Raw genomic sequence first — 10,315 nt, forward strand, 5'->3', positions numbered from 1 at the left:
GGAGGCGCTGCGGGCTGGCGTACCGCTGGTGGCCACCGCCGTCGGCGGCCTGCCCGAGCTGGTCGGCGACGCCGCGGTGCTGGTGCCGCCGGGCGACGTGGACGAGGTCGATGCGGCCGTGCGCGGGCTGCTCGACGACCCGGCCCGCCGCGCCGACCTGGCCCGCCGGGGCGCCGCCCGGGCCGCCGACTGGCCCACCGAGGCGGACACCCTGGCCCAGCTCGCCGCCCTCTACGCCGAGCTGGCCCCGGACGTCGCCGGCCCGGCCACCCCCGGCGCCGACACCCCCTCGACGGGACGCCGGTGATGCTGCGCAGACTCGCCCCCGCCCTGCTCACCCTGGTCGTGGTGGCGCTCGGCGTCACCGCGCTGGCGGCCCGGCCGGCGACGGAGGCCCCCGGTCGCAGCGCCGACTACGTGGTGCTGGCCGGGGTGGCCGGGCTGCGCTGGGAGGACGTCGACCCGCAGACCACCCCGACGCTGTGGCGGATGGCCCAGCGGGGCTCCATCGGCTCGCTGTCGGTGCGCTCCGCGCACCGGCCGACCTGTCCGGTCGACGGCTGGCTGACCCTCGGCGCGGGCAGCTACGCGGCGTGGAACGGCAGCCGACAGGTCGGCGGGTGCCCGCCGGCGGCGGTCACCGTGGAGCAGCCGGACGGCATCGGCGCGAACCTGCCCGACCAGGAGAGCGTCGTGCTGCACAACCAGGAGCGGCTGCCGTGGGGCACCGTCCCGGGCTCGCTGTCCGAGTCGGTGCGCTGCTCGGTGGCGGTCGGGCCGGGGGCGGCGGTGGCCGCCGCCCGGCCGTTCGGCCGGGTCGACCGGTACGCCCCGGCGCTGCCGCCGGACCCGGCCGTGCTGCTCGGCTCCTGCGTGCTGAGCATCGTCGACCTCGGCACCGTGGCCGGCGAGGATCCGGCGGCCCGGCAGGAGGCGGCCCGGGCGGCCGACGCCCAACTGGCCCGGGTGCTCGCCGCCCGCCCGCCGCGCTCGCTGGTGCTGGTCGCCGGGGTCTCCGACACCGACCTGCCGTCCCGGCTGCACGTGGCGGTCGCCGACGGGCCGGGCTGGGAGGGCGGCTGGCTCACCTCGGCGAGCACCGGTCGGGAGGGCTACCTGCAACTGGTCGACCTCGCGCCGACCGCGCTCGCGGCGCTGGGCCGGCCGATGCCCGAGCGGCCCTTCCTGGGCCGGCCCGCCGAGTCGGTGGGTGGGCGGCCGGCCGACCTGGCGACCGCGATCGCCCAACCGGCCGACGCCGACCGGGAGGCGGCCGCCCAGCGGCGGGTCGCCGGCTGGTTCTTCACCCTGCTCGCCGCCGCCCAGCTGCTGCTCGGCCTGGCCGTGCTGCCGATGCTGCGCCGGGCCCGCCGGCACGCCGGCCCGTACGGCCCGGAACCGGTGTCCCGGCGGGTGGTGGCGGTGGTCGAGGTGCTGCTGATCGCCGCCGCGCTGGCCGTGCCGGCGGCCCTGCTCGCCGACGTGGTGCCCTGGTGGCGCGGCGAGCACGCGGGCGCCTGGTTCGCCGGGGTGACCGTCCTGCTGGTGGTCGGGGCGACCGCCGCCGTCCGGCTCACCCCCGGCTACCCGGCGACGCTCGGCCCGCTCGGCGCGGTGGCCGGGCTGACCACGCTGACCGTCGGGCTGGACGTGGTCACCGGCGCCCGGTTGCAGCTCAATGGCGTGGTCGGCTACTCGGCCCTGGAGGGCGGCCGGTACGCCGGGCTGGGCACCGTCGGGCTCGGCGCGTTCGTGGCCGGCGCGCTGCTCAGCGCGGGCTGGCTGGCCCAGCGGGTACGCCGCTCCTGGCGTCCGGCCGTGGTGGCCACCGTCGGCAGCGCTGCCGTGGTGGTCGTCGGCAGCCCTTACCTCGGCGCCGACCCGATCGGCGCCATCGCGCTGACCGCCGGGGTGAGCGTGGCCGCGGTGATCAGCGCCGGCGGGTGGCTGACGGTGAGCCGGTTGGCCTGGGCGGCGATGGCCGGGCTGGCGGTGACCGTCGGCCTGGCGCTGCTCGACCTGCGCCGGCCCGCACCGGAGCGGGGCAGCCTGGGCCGGTTCCTGGCCGCGCTGGGCGACGGCACCGGCGGGTTGACCGTGCACCGGGCGAGTTCGGCAAACGTGGAGACGCTGGTCAACAGCCCGCTGACCGTGCTGGCGCTGGCCGGCGCGCTGCTGGTGTGGTTCGCCCTGCTCCAGCCGTGGGGTGGGCTGATGCGGCTGTTCGGCATCTACCCGGCGGTCCGGGCGGCGATGGCGGGCACCGCCGTCGCCGCGGTGATCGGCGGGGTGCTGGGCGGGTCGGCGCTGGACGTGGCCGGGGCGGCCGGGGCGCTGGTGGTGCCGATGGCGGCGCTGTCCGCGCTGCGGGTGCTGGACCACTCCACCGACCGGACCCGGCCGGAGGCCGGCGGGCAGCGCGACGAGGGCCCGGCGGGCGCCGTGCCGGGCGCGGCGCGCTCGTCGACCGACGCCGCCGCGGACCCGTCCGGCTCCCCGTCCACGCCGGCTGCCGAGTCGGGCGGACTATCGTCCGCGCCCGGTGCGGAGGCGGGCGGGCGGCCGTCCGGGGCGGCGGCCGACCAGCCGCGGCCGGGGGAGCGGGGCCGCGCCGCCCGGTCGTCCACCGAGGTCGCGACGTCCTGACCGGCGGCTCCGGGCCGACCCCGACCGGCGCGTACCTCGGGTGCGGCACCGGCACACCGCCGGTGAGGTGTTACCGTGGAATCCCGTGGATCGCGTGATCACTTGGCTGATCGGCACGGCGGTCTGCACGACCGCGACAGACGACACGGGAGCAGGCCTTGGCCCCTTCAGCACGGACGACCAGGCACATTTTCGTCACCGGGGGCGTCGCCTCCTCGCTGGGTAAGGGCCTCACCGCCTCCAGCCTCGGCAACCTGCTCACCGCGCGCGGGCTGCGCGTGGTGATGCAGAAGCTCGACCCCTACCTCAACGTCGACCCGGGCACCATGAACCCGTTCCAGCACGGCGAGGTCTTCGTCACCGAGGACGGTGCCGAGACCGACCTCGACGTCGGCCACTACGAGCGGTTCCTGGACCGGGCGCTCTCCGGCAAGGCGAACGTCACCACCGGCCAGATCTACTCGGCGGTGATCGCCAAGGAGCGGCGCGGCGAGTACCTGGGCGACACCGTCCAGGTCATCCCGCACATCACCAACGAGATCAAGGCCCGGATCCTGGCCATGGCCGACCCGGACGACGACGGCCAGGTGCCGGACGTCGTGATCACCGAGGTCGGCGGCACGGTCGGCGACATCGAGTCGCTGCCGTTCCTCGAGGCGATCCGGCAGGTCCGCCACGACCTGGGCCGGGACAACTGCTTCTACCTGCACGTCTCGCTGGTGCCCTATCTGGCGCCCTCCGGCGAGCTGAAGACCAAGCCGACCCAGCACTCGGTGGCCCAGCTGCGCAGCATCGGCATCCAGCCGGACGCGCTGGTGCTGCGTTGCGACCGGGACATCCCGGACAAGGTCAAGCAGAAGCTCTCGCTCTACTGCGACGTCGACCGGGAGGCGGTCACCGCCGCCCCGGACGCGCCGAGCATCTACGACATCCCGAAGGTGCTGCACCGGGAGGGGCTGGACGCGTACGTGGTGCGCCGGCTCGGCCTCTCCTTCCGGGACGTGGACTGGAGCAGCTGGGACGACCTGCTGGACCGGGTGCACCAGCCCCGGCACACGGTCACCGTCGCGCTGGTCGGCAAGTACGTCGACCTGCCCGACGCGTACCTGTCGGTCAGCGAGGCGATCCGGGCGGCCGGCTTCGGCCACCGGGCCCGGGTGCAGCTGCGTTGGGTGCCCAGCGACGAGTGCGTCACCCCGTCCGGCGCTGCGGCCGCCCTGGCCGGCGTCGACGGCATCGTCATCCCCGGCGGGTTCGGCGTGCGCGGCATCGAGGGCAAGATCGGCGCGGCCCGCTACGCCCGGGAGAACGGCGTCCCGCTGCTCGGGCTCTGCCTCGGCCTGCAGTGCATGACCATCGAGGTGGCCCGGCACCTGGCCGGGCTGGACGGCGCCAACTCGCTGGAGTTCGACGAGGAGGCCAAGCACCCGGTCATCGCCACCATGGCCGACCAGGAGGACATCGTCGCCGGCAAGGGCGACCTGGGCGGCACCATGCGGCTCGGGGCGTACCCGGCGCGGCTCGCCGAGGGGTCGCTGGTCGCCGAGGCGTACGGCAGCACCGAGGTCAGCGAGCGGCACCGGCACCGGTACGAGGTGAACAACGCCTACCGCGACGCGCTGACCAAGGCCGGCCTGCACATCTCGGGTACCTCCCCGGACGGGCGGCTGGTCGAGTTCGTCGAGCTGGACCGGAGCATGCACCCGTTCTTCGTGGCCACCCAGGCGCACCCGGAGCTGAAGAGCCGGCCCACCCGGCCGCACCCGCTCTTCGCCGCGTTCGTCAAGGCGGCGGTGACCTACTCCGAGGCCGACCAGCTCCCGGTCGACCTGGAGGCGGCGGCGAACGCGGCCGCCCAGAACGGCGGCTCGGCCGCCACCAAGGCGGCGTCCGCCTCATGAGCGCCGTCGAGCACCGCTACCAGGTGCGCTCCCGCGAAGAGCGCTACCGGGGGCGGATCTTCGACGTGGTCAGCGAGGAGGTGACCATGCCGGGCGGCGGCACCGCGGTGCGCGACTACGTCCGGCACGTCGGGGCGGTGGCCGTGGTGGCGCTCGACGCCGCCGGCCAGGTGGTGCTGATCCGGCAGTACCGGCACCCGGTCGGGCGGCACCTGTGGGAGCTGCCCGCCGGACTGACCGACGTCACCGGCGAGGACTTGGCCGCCGCGGCGGCCCGGGAACTGGCCGAGGAGGTCGACCTCGTCGCCGGGCGGCTGGACGTGCTGGTCGACCTGCACAGCTCGCCGGGCTTCACCAACGAGCTGGTCCGGGTCTTCCTGGCCCGCGAGCTGACCGACGTGCCGGCCGAGTCGCGGCACGAGCGCCGCGACGAGGAGGCCGACCTGCAGGTGGTCCGGCTGGACCTGGACGAGGCGGTCGGCATGGTGCTGGCCGGCGAGATCACCAACGCGTCCTGCGTCGCCGGCCTGCTCGCCGCGGCCCGGGCCCGGGACGCCGGCTGGTCGGTGCTGCGCCGGGCGGACGCCCCGGTGCCGGGCTGAGCGGGACGTCGGGCCGGTCCGCCGGTAGGACGTGGAAAGGGGCCGTGCGGTACGCCGCACGGCCCCTTTCGTCGTCCCGGGGGTCGGGTCAGTCGCGCAGCGGGCGACCCTGCCCGTCGACGCCACCGTTGACCAGGATCAGGATGCCGTCGATGAGGCCCCAGATGCTGCCGAGGCCGCAGGTCACCAGGGTGACGACCAGCTGGATCACGCCGGTCTTGGTGTCGCCCATGTAGAAGCGGCCGACGCCGAAGCCGCCCAGCAGAATCTGCAGGACACCGGCGATCACCTTGCTCTTGTCGGAAACGCCCGCGGGATAGCCGGGCTGGTAAGGAGGAGTGGTCATGAGGCGACACCTTAGTGATCGACTCTCGTCCTGTCCGCAGCGGTACCCAACGAGTGGGACGATAATGGACGAACACTGTCCTGACGGCTGAGGCGGCGTACCCCCGCCGGCCGAGGCGACGCCTGACACTTCGTCAGCGTCGGTGGTCACCGGATGTCACTGTGCTGGCCCCCGACGGGTGCCGACGCGCCTAGACTGCCGCCGGCGGGACCGGTGGACCGCGGTGGCAATGGGGCCGCCGTGGCACCGAGCAGTCGGGGGAGAGCGGCCCCGAAGGAAGGTGTCTGCATCGTGAAGGTCGGAATCCCCCGCGAGGTCAAGAACCACGAGTACCGGGTGGCGATCACGCCCGCGGGCGTCAACGAGTTCACCCGCCACGGCCACGAGGTCTTCGTCGAGTCCGGCGCGGGCGTCGGCTCCACCATCACCGACGACGAGTTCGCCGCCGCCGGCGCGAAGATCCTGGCCAGCGCCGACGAGGTCTGGGACGCCGCCGACCTGGTGCTCAAGGTCAAGGAGCCGATCGCCGAGGAGTACCACCGGATGCGCGAGGGGCAGGTGCTCTTCACCTACCTGCACCTGGCCGCGTCGAAGGAGTGCACCGACGCGCTGCTCGACCGCAAGGTCACCGGCATCGCGTACGAGACCGTCGAGCTGCCCGACCGGTCGCTGCCGCTGCTCGCCCCGATGTCCGAGGTGGCCGGCCGGCTCGCCCCGCAGGTCGGCGCCTTCTACATGATGCGTACCGGGGGTGGCCGGGGGGTGCTGCCCGGCGGCGTCTCCGGCGTGTACGCGGCCAAGACCGTGGTCATCGGCGCCGGCGTCTCCGGCATGAACGCCGCCGCCATCGCGCTCGGCCTGCAGTCCGAGGTGCTGCTGCTGGACAAGAACGTCGCCCGGCTGCGCCAGGCCGACGCCATCTACCGGGGCCACCTGCAGACGGTCGCCTCCAACGCGTACGAGATCGAGCGGGCCGTGCTGGACGCGGACCTGGTCATCGGCGCGGTGCTGGTGCCCGGCGCGAAGGCGCCCAAGCTCATCTCCAACGAGCTGGTCTCCCGGATGAAGCCGGGCAGCGTGCTCGTCGACATCGCCATCGACCAGGGCGGCTGCTTCGAGGACTCGCGCCCCACCACGCACGCCGACCCGGTCTACCGGGTGCACGAGTCGATCTTCTACTGCGTGGCGAACATGCCCGGCGCGGTGCCGAACACCAGCACCTACGCGCTGACCAACGTCACCCTCCCGTACGCCCTGGAGCTGGCCAACCACGGCTGGCGCGAGGCGCTGCGCCGCGACCCGGCGCTGGCGCTCGGCCTGAACACCCACGCCGGCCAGGTCACCTACGGCCCGGTCGCCGAGGCGCACGGCATGGACGTCCTCCCGCTGGACGACGTGCTGGCCTGAGAGGCGGCGGGCTGACCGGAACACCGGACGGGGCCGGCGCGGGCACGCAGCCCGCGCCGGCCCTGTGCCGCGCCGTGCGCGGCTACCTCGACCACCTCACGGTCGAGCGTGGACTGTCCGCGAACACCCTGGCGTCGTACCGCCGGGATCTCGACCGCTACCTCGCCACGCTGGCCGCGGCGGGCGTCGCCGACCTCGCCGCCGTCGACCCCGGCCTGGTCGAGTCGCACCTGGCCCGGCTGCGCGCCGGCGAGGACGGCCATCCGCCGCTGGCGGCCTCCTCCGCGGCCCGGGCCGCCAGCGCGGTGCGCGGCCTGCACCGCTTCGCGGTGCGCGAAGGGCTGGCCGGGGCCGACCCGAGCCGCGACGTGCGCCCGCCCACCCCGCCGCGCCGGCTGCCCCGGGCGCTGCCGGTCGACGACGTGGTGCGGCTGCTGGAGACGGCCGGCCCGGTGGTCGCCACCGGCGAGGGCGCGCCGCTCGCGCTGCGCGACCGGGCGCTGCTGGAGTTCCTGTACGGCACCGGGGCGCGGATCTCCGAGGCGGTCGGCGCCGCGGTGGACGACCTCGACCCGGCCGAGGGGACCGCCCTGCTGCGCGGCAAGGGCGGGCGCACCCGGCTGGTGCCCATTGGCGGGTACGCGGTCGAGGCGCTGCGCGCCTACCTGGTGCGGGCCCGGCCCGCGCTGGCCGCCGCCGGCCGGGGCACCCCGGCGGTCTTCCTCAACGCCCGCGGCGGGGCACTGTCCCGGCAGGGCGCCTGGACCATCCTGCGCCGCGCGGCGCAGCGGGCCGGCCTGCCGGTCGACGGCCCGCACGCGGTCTCCCCGCACACCCTGCGCCACTCGTACGCCACCCACCTGCTCGACGGCGGCGCGGACGTGCGGGTGGTGCAGGAACTGCTCGGCCACGCCTCGGTCACCACCACCCAGGTCTACACGCTGGTCACCGTCGAGCGGCTGCGCGAGGTGTACGCCACCGCCCACCCCCGCGCCCGCGGCTGACCGCCGGCAGCGGGCCGCCCGGGCCGGCCGGAAAGGGCGGCGGCCGACACGCCGAGCGGGTGCCGAACGCCCTGCTGGCCGGTGGCGTACAGTCGGCATCGGCGCGGACCTGGCGGGGCGATGCGACCGGGGTGCGCAGCGGCGCCGCGAAGGACGTCGGTCGGCTCCGACGCCGGGTGGTCGTCGGGAGGGGGCAACGAGGACATGGCTGGCAACGGTGACCGTGCCGAGACGTGGACGTCGGAGCTCCGCGAGCAGCAGGCCGCGCTCGGCAACGACCTGGGTCCGGCGGATCCGGCCGCCTACACGATGCGCAAGCCGATCCCCGAGCCGATGCCGACCGACCGGCACGGGCCGGCCCGGATCATCGCGATGGCCAACCAGAAGGGCGGGGTCGGCAAGACCACCACGACCATCAACCTGGGCGCCGCGCTGGCCGAGTACGGCCGCAAGGTGCTGCTGGTCGACTTCGACCCGCAGGGCGCGCTCTCGGTCGGGCTGGGGGTCAACCCGCACAACCTCGACCTGTCCGTCTACAACCTGCTCATGCAGGACGACGTCACGGCCGACGACGTACTGATCAAGACCGACGTGGCCGGGCTGCACCTGTTGCCCGCCAACATCGACCTCTCCGCCGCCGAGATCCAGCTGGTCAACGAGGTCGCCCGGGAGATGGCCCTGGCCCGGGTGCTCAAGTCGATCCGCAAGGAGTACGACTTCATCCTGATCGACTGCCAGCCCTCGCTGGGCCTGCTGGCGATCAACGCGCTGACCGTCGCGCACGGCGTGCTCATCCCGCTGGAGTGCGAGTTCTTCAGCCTGCGCGGCGTCGCACTGCTGCTGGACACCATCGACAAGGTCCGCGAGCGGCTCAACTTCGACCTGGAGCTCGAGGGCATCCTGGCCACCATGTACGACAGCCGCACCACCCACTGCCGGCAGGTGCTGCAGCGGGTGGTGGAGGCGTTCGGCGACAAGGTCTACCAGACCGTCATCACCAAGACCGTCAAGTTCCCCGAGTCGACCGTCGCCGGCGCCCCGATCACCACGCTCGACCCGGCCTCGTCCGGCGCCCGCAACTACCGGCAGCTGGCCCGTGAGGTGATCGCCGCCCAGGCGGAGCGGTAGCCCGGAGTGCACCACCAGAGCGCGGGGCCGTGCCGGCCGTGGACTACGGTCGTCCGGTGACCGCGCCGCCCCTCGACCCGCCCGCCGCGCCGGAGCAGCGGCCAGCCGCTGCCGCCGGCCCTGGCGCCGCCGTGGCCGGGGACCCCGCCGGCCCGGTCGACGCCACGGGCGCGGTTCCGGCGGCCAGCGACGACGCGGCGGCGTCCACCGACAGCGCCCGGGCGGACTCCGAGGGCGTGGCGGCGGTCCCTGACGGCGTGGCGGCGGACGCTGCCGGTGCGGCGACGGAGGACGCGGCCGGGGGTGGCGGGTTCACCGTCCGGCTGGCGAACTTCACCGGACCGTTCGACCTGCTGCTGCAACTGATCGGCAAGCACAAGCTCGACGTCACCGAGGTGGCGCTGCACCGGGTCACCGACGAGTTCATCGCGTACATCCGGGCCATGGGCGACTCGTGGGACCTGGACGAGGCCAGCGAGTTCCTGCTCGTCGCCGCCACCCTGCTCGACCTGAAGGCGGCCCGGCTGCTGCCCGCCGCCGAGGTGGAGGACGAGGAGGACCTGGCCCTGCTGGAGGCGCGGGACCTGCTCTTCGCCCGGCTGTTGCAGTACAAGGCGTACAAGGAGGCCGCGGCGCACATCGCCGCGCTGGAGGAGGTCGGCGGCCGCCGCTACCCGCGAGCGGTCACCCTGGAGCCCCGCTACGCCGAGGCGCTGCCCGAACTGGTGCTCGGCATCGGCCCGCAGCGGCTGCTCAAACTGGCGATCCGGGCGATGACCCCGAAGCCGGTGCCGGAGGTCTCCATCGCCCACGTGCACATGGTCCGGGTCAGCGTCCGGGAACACGCGGCGATCATCACCGAGCGGCTACGCCGGGCCGGCACGGCGAGCTTCTCCCTGCTCTGCGCCGACTGCGACGCCACCCTGGAGGTGGTGGCCCGGTTCCTGGCGCTGCTGGAGCTCTACCGGGAGGGCCTGGTCGCGTTCGTCCAGGAGCAGGCCCTGGAGGAGCTGACCGTACGCTGGACGGGTCCCGCCGAGGGCGGCCCGGACCTGCACATCGACGAGTACGCCGGCACCCCGGCCGAGGACGCGAGCGCCGGGGAGCCGCCCACCCCGCCGGCCGTCTCCGGGACGGCGTCCGACCCGGCTGCGCCCGCCGGGGCGAACGGGGACGAGACGGGATCGACGGAGGGACGACCGCGATGAGCAACGAGGAGCGCCGCGACTCCCTGGCCGACCAGGCCGCCGCCTGGGTCCCGCCCTGGCAGCGCCCCAGCCC

Annotated in this window: 9 protein-coding genes; 8 read left to right on the plus strand and 1 reads right to left on the minus strand. The window is 74.9% G+C overall.

What is annotated here, in order from left to right; translation table 11 throughout:
* The 4 genes from DLJ47_RS34775 to DLJ47_RS34790 all read left to right on the plus strand — a co-directional run.
* Positions 1 to 307: glycosyltransferase (locus DLJ47_RS34775; protein WP_146228276.1), on the plus strand; the 307-nt coding region annotated here is incomplete at its 5' end.
* Entirely contained in the window at positions 307 to 2,646 is a 2,340-nt protein-coding gene (locus tag DLJ47_RS34780) for a hypothetical protein (RefSeq protein ID WP_109906545.1), read from the plus strand. The genes DLJ47_RS34775 and DLJ47_RS34780, both read left to right, overlap by 1 nt.
* Before the next feature lie 158 nt (positions 2,647 to 2,804).
* Positions 2,805 to 4,547 carry a CTP synthase gene (locus tag DLJ47_RS34785; protein ID WP_109906547.1) on the plus strand — a complete coding sequence of 581 codons (1,743 nt, stop codon included), beginning with the start codon at positions 2,805 to 2,807 and terminating at the stop codon, positions 4,545 to 4,547.
* Positions 4,544 to 5,149 carry an NUDIX domain-containing protein gene (locus tag DLJ47_RS34790; RefSeq protein WP_109906549.1) on the plus strand — a complete coding sequence of 202 codons (606 nt, stop codon included), beginning with the start codon at positions 4,544 to 4,546 and terminating at the stop codon, positions 5,147 to 5,149. Before DLJ47_RS34785 ends, DLJ47_RS34790 begins: the two co-directional genes overlap by 4 nt.
* An 88-nt stretch (positions 5,150 to 5,237) precedes the next feature.
* Here DLJ47_RS34790 and DLJ47_RS34795 read toward each other — a convergent pair whose 3' ends face one another.
* On the minus strand, positions 5,238 to 5,495 hold the full coding sequence (locus DLJ47_RS34795) for a TM2 domain-containing protein (protein WP_088994696.1): 258 nt from the start codon (positions 5,493 to 5,495) through the stop codon (positions 5,238 to 5,240).
* 291 nt (positions 5,496 to 5,786) lie between these two features.
* Between DLJ47_RS34795 and ald the strand changes: the two genes are divergently transcribed.
* The 4 genes from ald to DLJ47_RS34815 all read left to right on the plus strand — a co-directional run bounded on the left by ald (position 5,787) and on the right by DLJ47_RS34815 (position 10,242).
* A complete protein-coding gene (gene ald, locus DLJ47_RS34800; protein WP_109906551.1) occupies positions 5,787 to 6,902 on the plus strand; it encodes an alanine dehydrogenase in 1,116 nt (371 codons plus the stop codon).
* 11 nt (positions 6,903 to 6,913) lie between these two features.
* Positions 6,914 to 7,906, plus strand: coding sequence for a site-specific tyrosine recombinase XerD (locus DLJ47_RS34805; protein ID WP_109906555.1), 993 nt, complete (start codon positions 6,914 to 6,916; stop codon positions 7,904 to 7,906).
* 204 nt (positions 7,907 to 8,110) lie between these two features.
* Complete coding sequence (locus tag DLJ47_RS34810) at positions 8,111 to 9,034, plus strand: ParA family protein (RefSeq protein ID WP_109906553.1); 924 nt, start codon at positions 8,111 to 8,113, stop codon at positions 9,032 to 9,034.
* 236 nt (positions 9,035 to 9,270) lie between these two features.
* On the plus strand, positions 9,271 to 10,242 hold the full coding sequence (locus DLJ47_RS34815) for a segregation and condensation protein A (protein WP_109906557.1): 972 nt from the start codon (positions 9,271 to 9,273) through the stop codon (positions 10,240 to 10,242).
* Positions 10,243 to 10,315: the final 73 nt, after the last annotated feature.

The organism is Micromonospora sp. S4605, from assembly GCF_003176715.1.
GTDB lineage: Bacteria > Actinomycetota > Actinomycetes > Mycobacteriales > Micromonosporaceae > Micromonospora > Micromonospora echinaurantiaca.